This window comes from Solibacillus isronensis, from assembly GCF_900168685.1.
GTDB classification, from domain to species: domain Bacteria; phylum Bacillota; class Bacilli; order Bacillales_A; family Planococcaceae; genus Solibacillus; species Solibacillus isronensis_A.
Window position 1 is genome coordinate 35,303 of sequence record NZ_FVZN01000002.1, and the last position, 20,764, is coordinate 56,066.

Consider the following 20,764-nt stretch of genomic DNA (forward strand, 5'->3'; position numbering starts at 1 on the left):
GAGTTACCCAATTAGAAACCCCCTCATTTTGTTCACAGACAAAATAAGGGGGTTTATTTAGTACTTAAATTAATTCCTGGTCTTTTTCAATTACATCTTCTTTTTATTCCAGCCTTTTTCTTTAAAGCGTGCGATCGCTTCAATTCGATTGCCGACACCAAGCTTATCAAGTATGACGGAAATGTAATTTCGTACCGTACCTGCTGATAAATAAAGCTCGGCAGCAATTTCCTTTGTCGTCTTCCCTTCCGCAACAAGTTCCAGCACTTGGCTTTCCCTTTCCGTGAGCGGATTTTCACTATCATCTTCATATACAAAATCCACTAGCTCCGGTGCGTAAATGCGGCGCCCATCCATAATGATTCGAATGGAATTGACAAGCTCCTCAATCGGACTGTCCTTCAGTAAATAGCCGCGCACTCCCGCTTTTCTTGCACGTTCAAAATAGCCTGGTCGCGCAAACGTCGTTAAAATAATGATTTTACATTCGCTTCCTCTTAATGCTTCGGCAGCATCCAACCCAGTTTTGATCGGCATTTCTATATCCATAATACAAATGTCCGGATTTAGTTCTGTTACCATTTCAATGGCTTCTTCCCCGTTTTTTGCAAGGCCGACCACTTCCATATCTTCTTCCATGCTGAGCAATGATTTCATCGCCCCAAGCAGCATTCCTTGATCCTCAGCAATTACAATACGAATCATTTCGCGTTCTCTCCCTTTTGATGCGTGATCGCCAACGGTATTTTCAGCACGACCGTTGTCCCTTCATCGCTCTCTATTTCAAGTGAACCATTGATAAATTCAATACGCTCCTGCATCCCTTTTAAACCACTTCCACCGAGTAATGTATTCGAGCGTTCAAAGCCAACCCCATTATCCTGAATCGTCATTTTGAATTCATCATCACTTTGATAAAAGCTAATACGGCAAATCGTCGCTTTACTATGTTTGACGATATTTGTAACTGCTTCCTTCAAGCACATACTAATAACATTTTCCGCTAATATCGGCATTTTGATTTCACTTTTATCTCCATTTAACCGCAGTTTAATCTGTGCAGCTTTTAATATTTGTTCTACACGGTAAAGCTCTTCTTCCACCCTCACTGCACGCATATCGGCTACAAGCTCACGCACTTCTTTTAGCGCGACACTAGCAGTTTGACGAATATCCTTTATTTCTACAATGGCTTGTTCCGGGCTTTTCTCAACCAGTCTTGCTGCCAAGTCGCTTTTTAAACCAATCATTGAAAGTTTTTGCCCAAGTGTATCGTGTAAATCACGTGCAATACGCTGGCGTTCTTCAATCACCGTCAATTCAGATATCCGTTCCCGCGCCGTTTCCAGCTCACCTTCCAAGTTTTCCCGTCGCGTTCTTGAAAAGAGCGTAAACGGCAACAGCACAACACCCAGCATATTAATAATAATAAATGGTGTTTGCGATAAAAATAAGTCAAGGAAGATGAAATAACCTCCGACAATTGAAAGAACGGTAAAGCCTATATGTAAGCCATACATAATATAAAATCCAACTGGCTGTTTAATATTACCGATGAAAAATGCGGTGAATAATGCTAAATATACATAGCCAAATACAAGTGTCATTGCGATATTCAGCAACATTTGAAAGCTGATCCACATATATTTCAGTCCAGGTCTGGCACTGAATGAAAAATAATGACATAAGAAATAACTTAAAATTAAAGTGATCCCTAAAACAATCTGCCATAATGTGAATGATTGTATAATGAAGAAAAATGGCATAATACAAAAGATTATCCATATATAAATACTCAACATCGGACTTTTCGGGATGATACTATACCAAGTTTGCATAATTGCCTCGATTCTCTTTTTACCTATATTCTATAATAAAACAGGTACCTCAAGCTATAAATTGAGGTACCTTAATTGTTGTATAAAGTTAGTTCGCAACAGTTTGGTTACGTGTTGCCTCAAGTTCTGCCGCTTCTCTAAATGTAATAAAGCGGTAGTTGTCGGCATCATATAATTTGTAGCGAATCGATTCTAAGCTTGTCTTTAATGTAATCGTTGTTGCCTGTTGAAGAGGCTTGATCGATTCATGTGCATCTTCCAGCTTATAGTTCGGTACACGCGGTGACAAATGGTGTACGTGGTGGAAACCGATATTTCCTGTAATCCATTGCAGTACTTTCGGTAATTTGTAGTATGAGCTTCCTTCTACCGCTGCTTTTACATAATCCCACTCAGAATCAACTTCAAAGTATGAATCTTCGTAAGTATGCTGAATATAGAACAGCCAAATCCCTAATGAACCTGCAACAAACAATGTTAAACCATGTACTAATAAGAACGTAGACCAACCAAATATTAAAATAAGGGTTGTACAAATAACTAACAATGCGATGTTATTGAAATAAGTGTTTAAGCGCTCTTTACGCTTTGCATCTTTACGATTGAAACGATTCAGTATAAGAACCATAAATAGTGGCCCTAATCCAAACATGACAATCGGGTTACGGTATAAACGATAACCTAAACGACCTAATTTTGATTTTTCCAAGTATTCATCAACTGTCAGCATATCAATATCGCCAATTCCGCGCTTATCCAAGTTTGAACTTGTCGCGTGGTGAATCGTATGCTCGCGCTTCCACTTTTCATATGGGAACGATGTCACAATACCTGTAATATTTCCGATAATGGCATTCGCCTTTTTGCTTTTAAAGAATGAACCGTGTGTACAGTCATGGAAAATAATAAATGCACGAATAACAAATCCTGAAGCTAGGATACTACATAACGCCGTATACCAAGGAGAGTACTGGAGCAATACATAACCCGCCCCCCAAATTAATACAAGTGGTACAAGCGTATTTAATATTTGTTGAATACTAAGTCGCGTTTCTGATTTTGCGAACGGTGCAACATCTTTTCTCAGCTGCTTTGTTTTATCTGCATGTGTGCTTACCATGTGTCGATCCCTCTTTCCACAAAAGTTGTTAATATCATCTTATAAAAAGAGTGAACATGATAAAACGCTCAAACATCACATATTTTTTATGACAGATGTCATATGACCTGGTAACAACTAATAGCCTCTTTAATTCTCCTGTGGATTTTTCGGACCATCCAAATCTAATTGGTAAAACACTAAATCCAGCCATTTCCCGAATTTATAACCGGCATTGCGGATTGTTCCGCTATATAAAAAACCGAATTTCTCATGTATTTTAATACTGGCGATGTTTTCTTTATCGATACAGCCAACCATCGTCTTTATACCTTTTGCATTTGCTTCCTCTATAATTGCATGCATCAGTTTACTGGCAATCCCTTTTTTATAATGATTTTTATGCACGTATACTGAATGTTCTACTGTATATAGGTTTGCTGGATAATCACGGAAACTTCCGTAAGTTGCATAACCCGCTACTTCACCGTCTTCATCAAATACGAATAGCGGATAACCTGAAGCCTGCTTCTGTTCAAACCATCTTAAGCGGTCTTCCAGTGTTTGTTCCTTGTACATGTAAATCGCTGTGGAGTTTCGGATATTATCATTAAATATTTCCAAAATCGTCGGTATATCTTCTTTAGTTGCGCGTCGAATCATCATTTTTTCCTCCTAAAGGTCGCAAAACCGCCTTACCTCAAAAAAAGGTAAAGCGGTATTTTTGAATCAATTATACATTAAAATAACGTGCATCCGGGTGAGCAAATACAATTGCCGATACACTCGCTTCTGGCTCCATCATAAAGCCTTCCGTTAAATGTACACCAATTTTTTCCGGTTTTAATAGAGAGAACAATTTCTCCTGGTCTTCCAGATTTGGACATGCCGGATAGCCAAAGCTGAATCGTTGTCCTTGGTATTTTGCTGCAAATCGGTCACGCATCGTAAAGTCCGTTGCATCCGGGAAGCCCCATTGGTCTCGGATTTCCTGGTGGATACGCTCCGCAAATCCTTCCGCAAGTTCAAGTGCAGTCGCTTGTAACGCATGGCTCTCCAAGAACTTGCCTGCTTTTTTCAGTTCATTTGCTTTTTCGCTTACCCCTTTACCTGCCGTTACGACCATTAACGCAATATAGTCCATTTCACCACTGTCAACCGGCTTTAAATAATCCGATAAACATAAAAATGGTGCTACTTGTTGGCGCGGGAATGTAAAGCGTTTAATTTCCGTTTTTGCATCTTCCGGACTGTACACGACTACATCATCGCCATCGGATTGTGCCGGGAAAAATTGATACATTCCTGAAGCACTCAATCCGCCGCTTGTTAAATAACCATTCACTAAATCATTTAATAAAATGGCGCGTGCATCCTGATCTGCAAGCAATTGCTCCAAGTTCCCTTTAAGCCCTAAATGATGCCCGATCAATGTACGCATATTTACATACGGATGTAAATGAGCGACCGAATAATCCGGCTTAATATGCGGCACTAAATCTTTTGGCTTCCAAACAGCTGCATCTCCCACTGTTCGAACTGGCTTTTCAAGTACTGCCACTGCCGGACGTGCTGCACGCTTCGCATCCGATTCCAGACGTTTTTCTCGTGCATCACGCAATTCTTCTATTAATACTTCACGCTCGTTTGTATTCATTAAGCGATTCGCTTGTTCCAAACCTTGCATTGCATCTTTTGAATAAATTACCGGTCCATCATACTGATCGGCAATTTTCGTCTCAGTAAAGCGACGTGACAATGCCGCGCCCCCTACTAATATTGGAATATTAATGCCGGCTTCTTTAAAATCTTGTGCCGTGATGACCATTTGCTGAGCCGATTTTACAAGTAAACCTGACAAGCCGACAAAATCCGGTTTTTCTCTTCGAATTGTTTCAATCAGTTGTGCAGGTGTTACTTTAATTCCTAAATCTACAACACGATAGCCGTTATTGCTTAAAATAATGTCGACCAGGTTTTTCCCGATATCATGAACATCGCCCTTTACTGTCGCCAATACCATTGTCCCTTTATTGGCACTCGTATCGCCCTTTTCCATAAACTGCTCTAAATGAGCGACCGCAGCTTTCATGACACCGGCACTTTGAAGCACTTCTGCTACAATCAGCTGGTTTTCGTTAAACAGCTTTCCGACTTCCGCCATCCCTGCCATTAATGGTCCATTAATAATATCAAGCGGTGTATCGAATTTTTCGAGTGCTGCATTTAAATCTTCAATTAATCCTTCCTTCGTACCTTCCAATATGTAATACGCAAGGCGTTCTTCCACTGTCGCCGGTAATTCCTTCACGACTGCATCTTTCTTTTTATCGCGGTAAAAGTCAGTAAATACAGCGAGTGTTTCATCATTTGTATTGAAGATTAAATCGTTCGCCAGCTTGATTTCCTCTTCAGGAATCGATGCATAGCGCTCCAGCTTTTCAGTATTTACGATCGCATAGTCCAAGCCTGCTTGTGTACAGTGATATAAATAAACCGCATTCAATACTTCACGTCCAACTGGCGGTAAACCGAACGAAACATTACTTACACCGAGCACTGTTAAACAGCCAGGTAAATGTTCTTTAATTAGGCGAATTCCTTCGATTGTTTCCTCAGCAGCACCAATATATTGCTCATCACCTGTACCTACCGGGAACATTAACGGGTCAAAGATAATATCTTCTGCTGACATTCCCCATTTTTCTGTTAAGAGCTTATAAGAACGCTTCGCTACTTCAAGCTTTTGTTCACGTGTAATAGCCATTCCAGTTTCATCAATCGTACCGACAACAAGTGAAGCCCCATATTTTTTTACAAGTGGCATAACCGCATCGAAACGCTCTTCTCCATCTTCCAAGTTAATGGAGTTAATAATAGCCTTCCCTTGCGAAAACTTCAGTGCGACTTCCATTACTTTTTCATCTGTAGAGTCAATAACAAGCGGCACTTTAACTTTTTTCACAACTTCCTGCATGAAGTTTTTCATATCTTCCACTTCATCACGGTCAGGGTTTGCTAAACAAATATCGATGACATGTGCTCCGTTTTTAACTTGTGCACGTGCAATTTCCGCTGCTTCTTCAAATTTGCCGTCAACGATCAGATTTTTGAATTTACGAGAGCCGATAACATTCGTACGCTCCCCGATAAATAACGGGCGCATTGATTCATCGTATTGCAATGGCTCGATACCTGATACGACATGTCCATGTGTTACATCTTTCGGCTCACGCGGTTTATAGCCATCTACCGCTTCACGGATCGCCGCAATATGTGCCGGCGTTGTACCACAGCAGCCGCCGACGATATTCAGCCAGCCTTTTTCTGCGAAGCCTTGCAGTTTTTTTGATAATGAATCCGGTGTTTCATGGTAGCAGCCTTCCTCGTCCGGTAAACCGGCATTCGGATAACAGCTAATATAACCATTCGAAAGCTCCGCCAATGAACGGATATGATCGGTCATAAATTCCGGACCTGTCGCACAGTTCAGTCCGACAGACAACGGTTTAATATGTTCTATTGAAATATAAAATGCTTCGATTGATTGCCCGGCAAGCGTTGTTCCCATTGGCTCAATTGTCCCTGAAATCATAACAGGCAGCTCTTTGCCAAGCTCTTCAAATGCACGGTGAATCGCAATCGTTCCTGCTTTAACATTCAGCATATCCTGGGAAGTTTCCATTAAGAGAAGATCCGCCCCAGCTTCGATTAACGCTTTAGCCTGGATATAAAAGTTTTCTTCCAGCTCTTCAAATGTAATACCGCCTGTTACCGACAATGTTTTTGTTGTAGGGCCGATTGCACCTGCGACAAAGCGCGGCCATTCCGGTATCGAATACTCTTTTGCCGCCTCCAGTGCAATTTCAACCGCCCGCTTATTAATTTCAACCGCCTTGTCCCCTAAATCATATTCATCCAATACGAGTGGTGTTCCCCCAAACGTATTTGTACAAATAATATCAGCACCAGCAGCTAAATATTCGCGGTGGATCTTGCCCAGTACATCAGGTCTTGTCAGTACCAGGTTTTCATTACAACCGTCCAAATCTTCTCCGCCAAAATCTTCATATGTTAGGTTTTCTGCCTGAAGCATCGTCCCCATGGCACCATCGATGATAAGTATTCTTTTTTGTAATTGCTCATGAATTGGGTGATTATACATTCGACTGAACTCCTTTACTTTCCACATCATATTGTTTTACATAGTCCATTAATTCCAGCGTCATATCATAGCGTAAAAACGGTGTAATTAAATAAATACCGTTAAAGTATTTGCATGCTGTATCAAGCAGCTCTTTGGCAATCGCGATTCCTTCTGCTGTCGATGCTTCCTTGTCGTCCCCGCAGGCAGCCATACGCGCAAGTACTTCATCAGACAATTTAATGCCCGGTACTTCATGATGTAAAAATTCCGCGCTGCGTGAAGAAGTAAGCGGCATAATCCCGATATAGATTGGTGTTTCCAAGTGCTTAGTCGCCTCATAGATTTCGATAATTTTCTCTTTCGTATAAACCGGCTGTGAAATAAAGTAATCTGCACCATGCTCGATTTTCTTCTCTAAACGGGCTACTGCACGGTCCAATACGCGGACATTCGGATTAAAAGCAGCAGCAACCGAGAAATTCGCCTGTTTGCGCAGCGATTTCCCTGTAAAAGAACCGCCTTTGTTTAACTGCTTAATAAGAGAAATAAGCTCCATTGACGAAACATCATATACGCTCGTCGCTCCCGGGAAATCCCCCACTTTTGTCGGGTCCCCTGTGATAACAAGAATATCATGAAGTTCCAGCGCATCAAGTCCCATTAAATGTGACTGAAGCCCAATTAAATTGCGGTCACGGCACGTTAAATGCGGCAATGAACGAATTCCATGCTCTTTTAAAATAGCGGCCATAGCGATATTACTAATACGCGGCGAAGCAAGTGAGTTATCAGCCATCATAATGACATCTGCTCCCGCTTTTGCCAGTTGTTTTGCCCCTTCGACAAATCCGTCGATTTCCAGATGACGCGGTGTATCTAGTTCAACAATAACAGAGCGTTCACGTTTTGCTTTTTCGTGAAGCGGCTCTTGTTTACGTGGTTCCGGAATACGGACAAATTGTGTTTGCCCATGTTTCGCTTCTTTCGTTTCAATTGGCTCCATATTCGCCAAACGCTTTTTTACAGCTGCAATATGCTTCGGTGTTGTTCCGCAGCAACCGCCAATTAAACGGACTCCCTGGTTTACGAGTTCAACAGCTGCACGTGCGAAATAATCGGTTTCCGACTCATAAACAACACGGCCATCTTCAATATCTAATAACGATGCATTTGGATAAGCTGATAAAAATGCCTTGTTCGGTAAATTGACTCCCTCAAACGCCTGAATTGTATGGAAAGGACCTAATCGGCAGTTGCTTCCAACAATGTCTGCACCTAACCTTTCCAAATCTTGAAATGCTTCATTTAAAGACATTAAATTTTGAAGGACACCTGGCTCCTGCATTGTCACTTGGGCAATGATCGGTAAATCAGTCATTGAACGTAATAGATGGACACAATGCGATAATTCTTCAAAATCGTAATACGTTTCCAGTAAAAACCCATCCGGTTCACCAGCTAGTAATACTTCGGCCTGCTCTTGGAATGCAGCTAAAATTTCGTCTAATGTCGCATCACTTTTTCGGATTCCGCGAATACCGCCAATTGTCGCCAGAACGTATTGCCCATCAAGAGAGGCAGCACGCTTTGCGATTTTTAATGCGGCTTCATTAAATTCCATGACACGATTTTCATAGCCATAACGTGCAAGCTTAATCCGGTTTGCACCGTATGTATTCGTTTGAATAATATCTGCACCAGCTGCAATATATTCGCTATGAATTTTCTCTATAATATCAGGACGTGCAATATTCATTTCTTCATGACAATAATCCAACCCATATGAATAAAGAAGTGTTCCGATTGCCCCGTCTGCTGTTAAAACTCGTGTTTGTAATTCTTCAAGTAAACCCATTGCCTTCACTCCATCATTTACAGTATTTTCAGTATATTAACGATATAAAAAAAGCCTTCTTTCATTAAATAAAAAGAAGGCTTAGTAGTTATCAACTTAATCCCTTCTCATCTTCTGGCATTAGCCACTGGATTTAGCACCTGACTTAATGTTGGTTGCTGAAGTTTCATCGGGCCAGTCCCTCGACTTCTCTTGATAAGAAAATAATATGAATTTTTAAAATAATTAAATGAATCATAACGTTATCTAATAGTTACGTCAATACCCTTTAGCCGAATGAAGTATTTCTTTACATAATTCGACTAATAATCTGTTCAGCCGTTTTTTTGCCGTTTAAAATACAAGCACCCATTCCTACTCCGAAATAGGCACATCCTGCTAATAGAACATTCGGGTAATCTGTTGCCAGCTGCTGCACAACTTTCGATAACGCTTCATTATGAGCCAAATCATAGCGTGGCATTTGATCAATCCACTTTGTTACATTGACGACTGTCGGCTCCGCTTCAACGCCTAAGCTAAGTCGTATATCTTCCAGCGCAACTTTTGTCAGTTCTTCATCAGACATGGCTGCCAACTCTTCATAGCGCGGATTAATATTTTTATAAAACAGGCGAACGAGTAAATTACCTTCTGCTGACGTATGTTTCCATTTACGGCTCGTCCATGTCGATGCATTGCAAACTAAATCACTATTATGCGAAACGATAAAGCCTGTACCATCTGCCGGTAAAATATCGTCCGGTACATCAAAGCCAACATACATCGTTAGAGTAGATGCTGTCGTGAACTTTTTAAGCTGTTCTTCCAGTGAGTCGTCCTGAATGACATGACGTACGGTTTCATTCGGAACGGCCAATACAACAACATCCGCTAAAATCGTTTCATCTTCCAGCACGACCTCATATTGCTCGCCTAATTTATTGATTTGCTTTGTTACTGTATTTTTCATGAATTCAACTTCCGGCAGCTGTTGCTCTAAACGATCGATCAATGCCGATAAACCTGAACGGAAAGAAATAAACTTCTTATTCGCCGCTTTTTCGAATTGCTCTCGATGTGCTTCGAATCCTTTAATAATCGATCCGTAGTTGTTTTTATAGTCCACTAAATAAGGCAGAGTAGATGCCAGGCTTAATTGATATAAATCGCCTGAATAAACACCCGCTAATACAGGGGCAATTTGCTTGCGGACAATTTCTTCCCCTAAAAAGTACTCTAAAAACGTACCGATAGAGCTTTCTTTTGTAAATTTAGTATTCGGGATTTCTAAATCTTGAAGTGCTCTTTTCTTTCCTTCTTCAGAAATTAATGTACTTGACATGAGCGATTCCACACTCATCGGAATACCGAATGTCGATCCTGCCGGGATTGCATGGAGCTCATTATTCGTATGAATGTAAGAAATTCCTGTTTCGTTATAGACAAGCTCTGATTCAAAATCAAGCTCTTTTACGAGTTCCAAAACCCCCGGATGGCGAGCTACAATTGAGTCAGCCCCCGTTTCCATAATAAAACCTTTATCCTTTTCGGAATGGATTTTCCCGCCTAAATATGCGTTCTTTTCAATCAATATTAACCGCGCTTCCACGTTTTGCTCATGCATTTTATTTTTTAAATAATGCATCGTACATAGCCCGGTAATCCCGCCACCTACAACTACTACTGTTTTCATATTCATTCTCTCCTATTTCGTTCGCTTCTCTTTTATAAGTATAAACTCTTTTATGTAAAATATGGTCAGCGGGGTATTACAATTTTTAGAACCACATAAGAAAAGCCATCCTACCTAAAAAACTATTGATAGAATGGCCTCTTATTTTATTTGTAAGATAGTTGCTTTGTTAGGGAAATAATTTCTGCTTCCAAAGATGTAGAGCGTTTATCAAAATAGCGTATACGTTCACTACTGCGATTTTCTAAATGTTTGTTTAGATCTAACATGTTCACTGCATCGCTCGCAAACAGTTTTAAAGTACGTACACCAGATTCGATTTTCCGAACTTCTTTACCGTATATAAGTGCGGTATTATCTGCTGTTTTACCCTTCTTCAGTTCCAAAATATTCGTATTGATCAGCTCATCAATCTGATGGTAACGTTTTTCTTGTTTATCCGTCATCATTTGGATTTTTTGTTTGTATTTAACAACATCTTTATGATCTAGCCCTGTTTGGACATAACTTTTTAAATATTCAACGATTGTACATAGCGTCGTCAGATTCTCTCGCTGTTCTAATAGCATTTGTTGTAGTTTTTGAATACTACTATCCTCATTGTGTTCAGAAGAGAATTGATGGACTGCAAACATAAACATGAAAATTCCCCCTTCTTAATACTTTCCCCTTATAATATATTTCCTATTTCTCACTAAAATTAAACCTATTTTTCTCCATGAAATGGGTCTAAATTATGACAGTGTACTAAGAAATGTAAACTTTTATTGTTTCTATCACATTATTATTCATATATATCGTTATTTAGAACTATTAGCTTTTCCTGCCACTTGGATGCTTCAGCTGCGTCCGTCATCTCAAAGTAACTTACCACTTTTTTTGTCGCTTCTAAATCTCCAAGTAAACTTGCCTTCTTATAGTAATGGATTGCTTTTTCGTTATCTTGGGTTACACCATAACCATATTCATAGCAGTAGCCGATATTAAATGTTGCATCGACATGAAACTGTTTACTCGCTTTTAAAAACCATTCCAACGCTTTTTCATTATTTTGCTGTTGCCCTAGTTCTCCTGAAAAATAGATCATACCAATACGATACATTGCCTCGACATCTTGCTGTTCTGCACTGCGGGAATAATAGGAAAAAGCCTGTGATTCATCACATTCGGTTCCCAATCCTTGTTCATACATCATTCCGAGGGTAAACATCGATTCAGCGACACCTAATTGTGCAGCTTTCTTAAACCAGCTGAGCGCCTGTTGTTCGTCAACTCCTGTTCCCTCACCGTTCAAATACATATCCGCTAAATTATTCATTGCATCACGGTGACCTAATTGTGCAGCACTTTTATAGAGTAAGAACGCCTGTTGCTCGCTTCCTTTTTCACCTAGCTCCTCAAAATAACAGTTGCCCAGTTCATACATAGCTTCACTGTTTTGCCGCTCACTTGCCTTATCTAGCAAATCGTACATTTCGTCATATTGTCCATATTCTTTATATAACAAGGCGATATTAACGGTTGCCTGCTCGTCCCCTATAGATGCTGATTCAAACTGCTCAAGCCACTTTTCCTCATGCTCGATTTCAATTAGTTTCAGCCAGTTTTTAAATTGATTGTGCTCCATAATTATTCACTCTTCTCTTTGCTGAAAATAATCCAGTAAGTATTGTTTAAATTCGGAAACTGCTGGAGGTAAATAGCGGTTTTTCGCCCATGAAACACAGACTGAACGATAGCAAGGCGGATCTAGCTTCAAACGTTTTACTTTATAATGATCAAGCCCTTTAATATTCGGTATTACGGATATACCCATTCCCGCACCGACAAATCCTGCTACTGTATGCATTTCTTCGGCAGCAAATGTTGTGTTTAACACAATTCCCCGTTCTAAAAAAAGCTCATCCACTAATTGACGGAGTGAATTCCCCTTTTTAATCGCAATAAATGGTTCATTCTTTACTTCCTCAAATTTAACGGCATCTTGCTGTGCTAATGGATGCGTTGTCGGGACAATGACAAACAGTTCTTCCACAAATAATTCTTCTGTCTCTATTTCAATAACTCTTGATTCTATTTTTTGCGATAGGCACAAATCGATAGCTCCTTCTTCTAGCCGTTTTAATAAGCTTAACGAAGTCGCCTGTGTTAAAGAAAATTGCATGTTCGGAAATGCCTCACTTGTTGAAGCAATCAGTTCCGGCACGATTTCCATACCGAGCGTATGAATAAAGCCAAATGACACTTCTCCAGAACCCGGTTTGATAATATCTTCAAACTCTTCTTTAATACGATCGTATTCATCCAAAATGACATTAACACTTTTCAAGAAAAGCTCGCCAAAACGGTTCAGATAGATGGATCTTCCTTCACGGTTAAAAAGCGGTACTCCCAAATTCTGTTCAATGTTCGCGATGGACTTACTTAACGCCGGTTGGGAAATCGCTAAAACTTCTGCCGCACGTGTCATATGTTGCATTGTAGCAACGGTTTTGAAATATTGAAGCTGTTCAATCTCCATTTTACATACCTCACATCATTCATAACTTTTTTGCATCAATATAATAAAAATAATAAATTGTACTTATATGTTTATACTCTTTATAATAGTCGATAACAACAGGTTTTCATATCAAAATTATTTTTAAATTTCAAGTGTTTTTTTTGAAGTTTTGTAAAATTGACATAAAAAAAGGAGTCTAATTGACAATGAAACTCATCGCGCCGAAACCTTTTACAATTGAATCCGGAAAACGTGCCGTATTATTACTGCATGGCTTTACCGGCAATACAAATGATGTAAAACGTTTAGGAAAATATTTAGCGGATCGTAACTACACAGTACATGCACCATTATATAAAGGCCATGGTGGTGGCCCTGACTTATTAATTCAATCACAACCCGCTGAATGGTGGGACAGTGTTATAGAAGGCTATGATGAATTACGTAATCGTGGCTATGATGAAATTGCAGTAGCAGGTGTTTCTCTTGGCGGCATCTTCTCTTTAAAGCTTGGTGAAGAACGTCCGACAAAAGCGATTGTTACCATGTCTGCTCCAGCAACAGCAAAATCAACAGATAGTTTACAAAATCGAATTATTGACTATGCTATTAACTATAAAAAGTTATCTGGCACTTATGATGAAACAGTTGATAGTCGTAATAAAATTGCTGAACTTGTGAAAATGCCTTCATTAAACTATTTACAAAATATGATTAATGAAACAAGTGAAAAATTAAATGTTATCAAAACACCGGTCCACATTTTACGTGGTTTGGAAGATGATGAATATTATTGTGAAAGTGCCGACCTAATTTATAGTTCAGTAAATTCACGAATTAAATCAGTTAAAACTTTCATTAATTCCGGACATATATTAACATTAGGTAAAGAACGTGAATTAGTGTTTGAAGAAATTTACCGTTTCTTTGAAGGGTTAAAGTGGAAAGAATAATCGTTGGCCCACTTTAGCTTATATATGACATTGTGTCCCCTTGCAAAAATCCCCGTTTTTGCAATGATATAGACGAGTTTGCTTTTGTTTACTCGTCAGCAAAAAACGAGCGTTAAATGGATCCCCGTCCATTTAACGCTTGTTTTTTATTTTTCATTTATTGCAAGCACTAAAATCTTCGCCACTTGAGCGCGTGTAACATTGCCTTTAGGTGAAAATGTTGTAGCATTTGTTCCCTGCACTATGCCTGTATCATATAAAAAAGTAATTGCTAACTGTGCTTCACGGTCATAGTTCGCAATATCATGGAAAGGTGCCTGTTTTACAGGTACATATTGCTGCCCAGCTTGAACAGTTGAAATACGCATTAAAATCAATGCTAACTGTGAACGTGTAATTTTACCTTGCGGGTTAAAATACCCGTTATTCTCTTTAATTAAGCCAGCTTCATACGCAGCGGCAATTCCATTTTGAGTTTGCTGTGCATATTGACTAATATCTTTAAAAGGGGCTTTGTTTGTTGCAGTTAATCCAAAGGCCCGTGAAATAACAGATATTACTTGAGCACGCGTCATGTTGGCATTCGGCTGGAATGTACCATCCTCATACCCATTCATAATACCTTTTGCATAGGCAACATCAATATAATCTCTGCCCCAATGGTTTTGAATATCAGTAAATGGCGCTTTAACGATCTCGCCTTCCGTAGGACCTTCTTCTGATTCTTTAATTAATGCATTCAAATAATCTTTCATCATCGCATCCGCTACGACTTGATAACCCGCTTCACTTAAATGAATATTTTTAGGGTTCGGTAAATAAGTTTTTGCATCCGTAGCGATCTGTGCAGCTACTTCAGTAAAGATGCCACCATTATTTTCTACAATACTCTTCATAGAATTATTCAAAGTCGTTACTAGCATGCTCAGCTGTTTTTGAATTGCCGGATCTTCAATATAAGGAAACGGATTGTAAAGCCCCATCACAATCATATCAACTTCGGGATTAATTTTATAAATGCTGTCGAAAATCTTTTTATAATTTACCGATACATCCTGAATGCTCTTAATAACACCTGCAGTATCAAAGCTAAATTCACCGGATTCAGAGCGATTTACATTTTTCAAAATATCATTTGCCCCAACACTCAATGTAATTAGGTCTGCCTGTTGAATTGCATCCTTGATTGCTACTGTCTTTTGCGAAACACCATTTAAATCGTAAATAGGCTTAGTGACGTTTTCTTCCATACCTTTTAATACATCGACTGTTGTAAATCCTGGATAAGAAAACCCTTTATTGAATATAATTTCACTTTTCTGCTCTTGATAATTTTTAGCAAGTAAGTCTGCATAACCAAAACCAATCTCACCGTTTTCATTCATTCCCGCTGCCAGCGAGTCACCAAGTGCTACATAATATAGCGACTTACTTTCTTCTGCCTGCACTATATTTGTTAATGGTAAAATGAGTTGTAAAACGAGTACTAATGCCAGTAAAACCGAAAACTTCTTCATCCAATTCCCCCTTATTTTGGAACCTTTCCATATTATAATTTATCGGTTATTAAAATACAAAACAATGTAAAAAATCGGCTGTTTTGCTCTAATAAACAAAACAACCGATTATATTATAAAAACAATCTATACATTACTTAAAGGAATTACATCATCCCCGGCATACCCATGCCGCCCATGTCCGGCATACCGCTGCCTGCTGGTTCCGGGATGTCTGCAACTACTGCTTCTGTCGTTAAGAATAGTGAAGCTACTGATGCTGCATTTTGTAATGCTGAACGTGTTACTTTTGCTGGGTCAACTACGCCTGCATCAACCATGTTTACCCACTCGCCTGTTGCCGCGTTGAAGCCAATACCTACCTCTTCACGTTTTAAGCGGTCAACGATAATTGAACCTTCTAAGCCAGCGTTTTCAGCAATTTGACGAACCGGCTCTTCTAATGCACGTAAAATAATGCGTACACCAGTTGCAACATCGCCTTCTACTTGATCCAATACTTTTTCAACTGCCGCGTATACATTTAGAAGTGCTGTACCACCACCTGATACGATACCTTCTTCTACCGCTGCACGAGTTGAGTTCAATGCGTCTTCAATACGTAATTTGCGCTCTTTTAATTCTGTTTCTGTTGCAGCACCAACTTTAATAACAGCAACACCACCAGCTAATTTAGCTAAGCGCTCTTGTAATTTTTCTTTGTCGAATTCTGATGCTGTTTCAGCAAGTTGTGCACGGATTTGGTTAACGCGACCAGCTACTGCATCTGTGTTACCAGCACCTTCCACAATTGTTGTGTTATCTTTTGATACGATAACTTTAGCAGCACGACCTAAAGATGATAAATCAGCTGATTTTAAATCTAAACCAAGATCTTGTGTAATTACTTGACCACCAGTTAATACAGCAATATCTTCTAACATTGCTTTACGACGGTCACCGAAGCCTGGAGCTTTAACTGCTACAGCGTTGAAAGTACCACGTAATTTATTTACTACTAATGTTGCAAGTGCTTCCCCTTCAACATCTTCAGCAATAATTAGAATTGGGCGACCTTGTTGAACAACTTGTTCTAATACCGGTAAAATCTCCTGAATGTTTGAGATTTTTTTATCTGTAATTAAAATGAATGGGTTATCAAGTACCGCTTCCATTTTATCTGTATCAGTTACCATGTAGTGTGATGCATAACCACGGTCGAATTGCATACCTTCTACTACATCCAGTTCTGTTGTAAAGCCTTTCGATTCTTCAATTGTAATAACGCCGTCGTTTCCTACGCGCTCCATCGCATCTGCAATGTATTGACCGATTTCATCATCTGCTGATGAAATTGCCGCTACTTGTGCGATTGATTCTTTATTTTCAACTGGACGTGAAATAGCTTGAAGCTCTGTTAATGCAGCAGCAACCGCTTTGTCCATACCTTTACGAATACCTACTGGGTTAGCACCAGCTGTTACGTTTTTTAGTCCTTCACGAATCATCGCTTGCGCAAGTACTGTAGCTGTTGTTGTACCGTCCCCTGCGATTTCGTTCGTTTTAGAAGCTACTTCCGCCACTAATTTAGCACCCATATTTTCATAAGCGTTTTCTAATTCAATTTCTTTTGCGATAGATACACCGTCATTTGTAATAAGTGGAGAACCGAATTTTTTCTCTAAAACAACGTTACGCCCTTTAGGTCCTAAAGTTACTTTTACAGCGTTAGCTAACTTATCTACACCAGCCGCCATTAATGAACGTGCTTCTTCTGAAAACTTAATATCTTTTGACATAATTCATTTTCCTCCTAAAATTTACGATCTATTTTTTTGATTTATTGTTTATGAAGATGTGCAGCTAGAAAAGATTAGTATGTATAACTAGCTGCAGTTTTCTTTTGATTTTGTAATTATCCGACAATTGCAAGTACATCGCTCTCACGTAGGATTAAATATTCTACGCCGTCGTACTTAACTTCCGTACCAGAGAATTTAGAGAAGATAATTTCGTCGCCTTCTTTTACGTCAAGCTCAAGACGAGTGCCGTTGTCAAGAACACGACCTGTACCTACAGCCACAACTTTACCAGTTTGTGGTTTTTCTTTTGCTGAGTCGGGTAAAACAATACCAAATGCTGTTTTTTCCTCTACCTCAACAAGTTCGATAATGATGCGATCTCCTAATGGTCTTAACAATTGAAACAACCTCCTAAGAAATTTTCTATTTTTAGCACTCTCGTTTGTCGAGTGCTAACACATTTATTAGTTTAAAGAATTCCATATTTTTTTGCAAGTATGTGCACCAAAAAATTTTGATTTATTGGCAAATTCCTCTACAATAATGTTAAATGTATAACAGTGGGGCATTCATAAGAGCCCATTGTAAACGCTATAATAGAAGATACACCATTCCTCATTCATTTGGGGGTGTGATTCTACTAGTCTGTAAGAGAAAGAAGGTTTTTCATTCGTGACTTCCCGTTCATCAGATAAGTTCAAAACACAGAAGACCGCATTTTATGTGTTAATAACTTATATCATCTGTCAGTTATCAGTCTTATTACTTATATTCATTCCCGGCTTAAAAGATTCCCTTTTACAACTATTTTCTGGTATATCTGAGCAGGATAAACTTATAAAATTATCTGCTTGGTGGTCAACTATATCATTTGCGGTTGCTTTTATTGTGAGTTTTATATTAATCTCACGCAATAAACAATTCTGGGAAGTTTTTAAAGGAGAAAAAGCGTCAATTGGGGCTTCTATCGGTTGGGGGATCATCGGTTTCTTCCTAGTCTTTTTAGGGCAGACAATCGGCGCCTACATCGAGCTAGCATTAGGAATTGATATGGGCTCGGAAAATACCGAAGCAATTATGGATGTCACAAAGGTAGCACCTATCATGATTATTGCTACTGTCTTTTTAGGACCGATCTTGGAAGAGCTTGTATTCCGCCGGGTCATTTTCGGATCGATTATACAAAACTATAATTTCTGGATTGCGAGCATAATTAGTGCAATTGTGTTTGCTGCGATCCATATGGATTTTACGCATATATTATTGTATACGATTTGCGGTATGATCTTCGCATTTTTATATCATAAAACAAAGCGTCTTCTCACACCGATTATCGCGCATGTCCTATTGAACGGTTTCGTCACATTTATCCAAATGAATGCCGATAAGTTTCAAGTATAATTTTTGCCCGCTATGTAAAATAGCGGGTTTTTTATTTCCCCATATGAAAATAAAAAAACGCTACCTTGTTCGATAGCGTTACGTTAACTATTATTCATCTGTTCCATTTGCCTACGCTGTATTTCAAGCAGCTCCTCCACTTGCAGTTCACGTTCACGTTCTTCTTCTGCTAATATGCGTTCTTTTTCAGCCACTTCATATTTTCGATAACCGAGACGTGCAATGACAATACTCAATTCATATAAAACAAATAGCGGAATCGCAATAATGATATTCGATACTAAATCAGGCGGTGCCAGCAATACCGAAATAACGATTAATACAAAATACGCATATTTCCGAAATTTCACCATAAGCTTCGGATTGATGATTCCGAGACGTGAAAGAAACAGTGTAACAACAGGCAATTGAAATAGCACCGCAAAGGGTACAATTAACTTAATTAGAAATGAGAAGAATTCATTAATACCGATTGTTTGCGTAATATTCAAATCATTGGATAAATCCGTCATAAAGCGCATTATAAATGGAAATAACACATAATAAGCAAAGGCTATCCCCCCTATACACAGTACAAAAGCATACGGAATATATTTCAATGTTGCCTTACGTTCAGCCTCATGCAAACCAGGTGTTATAAATGCCCATAGCTGGTAAAGCAATAATGGCGATACAATAACGGCAGCTACAATAAATGTAACTTGTAAATAAACGGTTAAAGGATCTGCCGGACTAAATGCGTTCATCGAAAAACTGGCAGCTAAATCACTGCGTTGAATGTATCGAATAAGTGGTTTCGCCGTATAGAAACCGATGAAAAGAGCCATCACGAAGAAAATCGCTACGAAAAATAGACGTTTTCTAAGCTCTTCCATATGTTCAACTACGGTTAATTCTCTTGAATTCATAGCAAGACATCCTTATTTTACTTAACTTCGTTTTTTTCGTTCTCTTTATGTTCAATCACTTTTTTCTTTGTATCGAAATCGTCATCGTCATCCGTCAAGCCTTTCGTAGCGCTACGGAATTCACGTAAAGTTGTCCCCATCGCACGGCCTAATGATGGCAATTTTTTGGGACCGAATATTAACAAAGCAATCAGTCCAATGATAATCAGGCTCACAGGTGTAATCGCATTTAGATGTACAATCACTATAGCCACCTCCTCTATTATTATGTATATTTTACATTAATTAACTAGATTTTGCTATTTATAGTAATGAACATTTTGTTACTTACCTGAGTTTCGCACTAAATACGTAAGTGCCTGTAATTCTACCGATAGATCAATGTTCATCACTTTAATCGTGTCAGGAACAGATAATCGTACTGGTGTGAAATTTAATATACCTTTAGCATTTATTTTAACGAGTCGGTCTGTCATCATTTGTGCTGAGCGGGATGAAACAGTCAATATTGCTAACTCCGCGCCAAACTCCTCATACATTTCTTCCAAACGATCTGGATGGAATACTGGAATATCACTAATCGTCGTTCCTTCCATCGGTGCCTTCGTATCAAATGCAACAACGATACGCGTGTTATGATTTTTTTGGAAGTTATATTTTAATAAGCCATTCCCCAGATTCCCGACCCCTATTAACGCAACATTCATCGCCTCGTCCTGGTCCAGAGTTTGACGGAAAAATTCGAGTAAATACTGGACATCATATCCATATCCCTTTTTACCGAGTGCTCCAAAATAAGAAAAGTCACGTCGAATCGTAGCCGAATCTATTTTCATCGCATCACTTAATTCCTGTGAAGAAATACGCTTTTTACCTTCAGTTGCGAAGTTTTTCAAAAATCGATAATAAAGAGGAAGTCTTTTTGTTGTTGCTTGTGGAATTTTTACTTCTTGTTTCACACATTCTCCTCCTATGTACATTTGGAAATCTTTTTCAAATAATGCCTCCGTAAATGACCAACATGATTTAATCACGTAGTTGACGCCAAGCGATATGACACGCTTAACATAAACTCCACTCTTTGTGC

Annotated in this window: 18 protein-coding genes and 1 riboswitch; of the genes, 2 read left to right on the top strand and 16 right to left on the bottom strand. The window is 39.1% G+C overall.

The genetic code is table 11. The features are described 5' to 3' along the window. Positions 1–90: 90 nt before the first annotated feature. From B5473_RS00470 to B5473_RS00515, 10 genes are all read right to left on the bottom strand, one after another. Entirely contained in the window at positions 91–705 is a 615-nt protein-coding gene (locus tag B5473_RS00470) for a response regulator transcription factor (RefSeq protein ID WP_065216319.1), read from the bottom strand. Then, complete coding sequence (locus B5473_RS00475) at positions 702–1,838, bottom strand: sensor histidine kinase (protein WP_176141984.1); 1,137 nt, start codon at positions 1,836–1,838, stop codon at positions 702–704. The genes B5473_RS00470 and B5473_RS00475 overlap by 4 nt, the downstream gene beginning before the upstream one ends. A gap of 88 nt (positions 1,839–1,926) precedes the next feature. Then, a complete protein-coding gene (locus B5473_RS00480) occupies positions 1,927–2,958 on the bottom strand; it encodes a fatty acid desaturase (protein ID WP_079523176.1) in 1,032 nt (343 codons plus the stop codon). A 129-nt stretch (positions 2,959–3,087) separates the two neighbouring features. Then, positions 3,088–3,600, bottom strand: coding sequence for a GNAT family N-acetyltransferase (locus B5473_RS00485; protein WP_079523177.1), 513 nt, complete (start codon positions 3,598–3,600; stop codon positions 3,088–3,090). 70 nt (positions 3,601–3,670) lie between these two features. Next, positions 3,671–7,102, bottom strand: coding sequence for a methionine synthase (gene metH / locus B5473_RS00490; protein ID WP_079523178.1), 3,432 nt, complete (start codon positions 7,100–7,102; stop codon positions 3,671–3,673). Then, positions 7,095–8,939, bottom strand: a complete 1,845-nt coding sequence (locus tag B5473_RS00495) for a bifunctional homocysteine S-methyltransferase/methylenetetrahydrofolate reductase (RefSeq protein ID WP_079523179.1) — start codon at positions 8,937–8,939, stop codon at positions 7,095–7,097. The genes metH and B5473_RS00495 overlap by 8 nt, the downstream gene beginning before the upstream one ends. A gap of 104 nt (positions 8,940–9,043) precedes the next feature. Then, a riboswitch (SAM riboswitch) is annotated at positions 9,044–9,141 on the bottom strand. Positions 9,142–9,228: 87 nt separating this feature from the next. Continuing rightward, positions 9,229–10,614 (bottom strand): protoporphyrinogen oxidase, encoded by a 1,386-nt coding sequence (hemG, locus tag B5473_RS00500; protein WP_079523180.1) that lies wholly within the window; start codon positions 10,612–10,614, stop codon positions 9,229–9,231. Positions 10,615–10,760: 146 nt separating this feature from the next. Further along, positions 10,761–11,255 carry a chemotaxis protein gene (locus B5473_RS00505; protein WP_079523181.1) on the bottom strand — a complete coding sequence of 165 codons (495 nt, stop codon included), beginning with the start codon at positions 11,253–11,255 and terminating at the stop codon, positions 10,761–10,763. 143 nt (positions 11,256–11,398) lie between these two features. Beyond that, on the bottom strand, positions 11,399–12,241 hold the full coding sequence (locus B5473_RS00510; protein WP_079523182.1) for a tetratricopeptide repeat protein: 843 nt from the start codon (positions 12,239–12,241) through the stop codon (positions 11,399–11,401). 6 nt (positions 12,242–12,247) lie between these two features. Next, positions 12,248–13,135 carry a LysR family transcriptional regulator gene (locus B5473_RS00515; protein ID WP_079523183.1) on the bottom strand — a complete coding sequence of 296 codons (888 nt, stop codon included), beginning with the start codon at positions 13,133–13,135 and terminating at the stop codon, positions 12,248–12,250. A 188-nt stretch (positions 13,136–13,323) separates the two neighbouring features. Here B5473_RS00515 and B5473_RS00520 point away from each other — a divergent pair, with 188 nt between their 5' ends. Then, entirely contained in the window at positions 13,324–14,070 is a 747-nt protein-coding gene (locus tag B5473_RS00520; RefSeq protein ID WP_079523184.1) for an alpha/beta hydrolase, read from the top strand. Positions 14,071–14,216: 146 nt separating this feature from the next. On the opposite strand, the gene B5473_RS00525 is transcribed toward B5473_RS00520, so the two are convergent. The 3 genes from B5473_RS00525 to groES form a co-directional block, all read right to left on the bottom strand. Next, positions 14,217–15,587, bottom strand: coding sequence for an S-layer homology domain-containing protein (locus B5473_RS00525; protein ID WP_079523185.1), 1,371 nt, complete (start codon positions 15,585–15,587; stop codon positions 14,217–14,219). A gap of 146 nt (positions 15,588–15,733) precedes the next feature. After that, positions 15,734–17,365 carry a chaperonin GroEL gene (groL, locus tag B5473_RS00530; RefSeq protein WP_079523186.1) on the bottom strand — a complete coding sequence of 544 codons (1,632 nt, stop codon included), beginning with the start codon at positions 17,363–17,365 and terminating at the stop codon, positions 15,734–15,736. Between the two features lie 116 nt (positions 17,366–17,481). Next, positions 17,482–17,766, bottom strand: a complete 285-nt coding sequence (gene groES, locus B5473_RS00535; protein WP_008408486.1) for a co-chaperone GroES — start codon at positions 17,764–17,766, stop codon at positions 17,482–17,484. A 490-nt stretch (positions 17,767–18,256) separates the two neighbouring features. On the opposite strand from groES, the gene B5473_RS00540 reads away from it, so the two are divergent. Further along, complete coding sequence (locus B5473_RS00540) at positions 18,257–18,769, top strand: CPBP family intramembrane glutamic endopeptidase (protein WP_254865206.1); 513 nt, start codon at positions 18,257–18,259, stop codon at positions 18,767–18,769. Between the two features lie 83 nt (positions 18,770–18,852). Here the strand turns inward: B5473_RS00540 and tatC are convergent, their stop codons facing one another. The 3 genes from tatC to B5473_RS00555 all read right to left on the bottom strand — a co-directional run bounded on the left by tatC (position 18,853) and on the right by B5473_RS00555 (position 20,636). Further along, positions 18,853–19,677 (bottom strand): twin-arginine translocase subunit TatC, encoded by an 825-nt coding sequence (gene tatC / locus B5473_RS00545; RefSeq protein WP_079523188.1) that lies wholly within the window; start codon positions 19,675–19,677, stop codon positions 18,853–18,855. 17 nt (positions 19,678–19,694) lie between these two features. After that, positions 19,695–19,922 (bottom strand): twin-arginine translocase TatA/TatE family subunit, encoded by a 228-nt coding sequence (gene tatA, locus B5473_RS00550; protein ID WP_008408483.1) that lies wholly within the window; start codon positions 19,920–19,922, stop codon positions 19,695–19,697. A 78-nt stretch (positions 19,923–20,000) separates the two neighbouring features. Further along, the gene (locus B5473_RS00555) at positions 20,001–20,636 is read right to left on the bottom strand and encodes a redox-sensing transcriptional repressor Rex (protein ID WP_079523189.1); all 636 of its coding nucleotides are present in this window, start codon (positions 20,634–20,636) and stop codon (positions 20,001–20,003) included. Positions 20,637–20,764 lie beyond the last annotated feature (128 nt).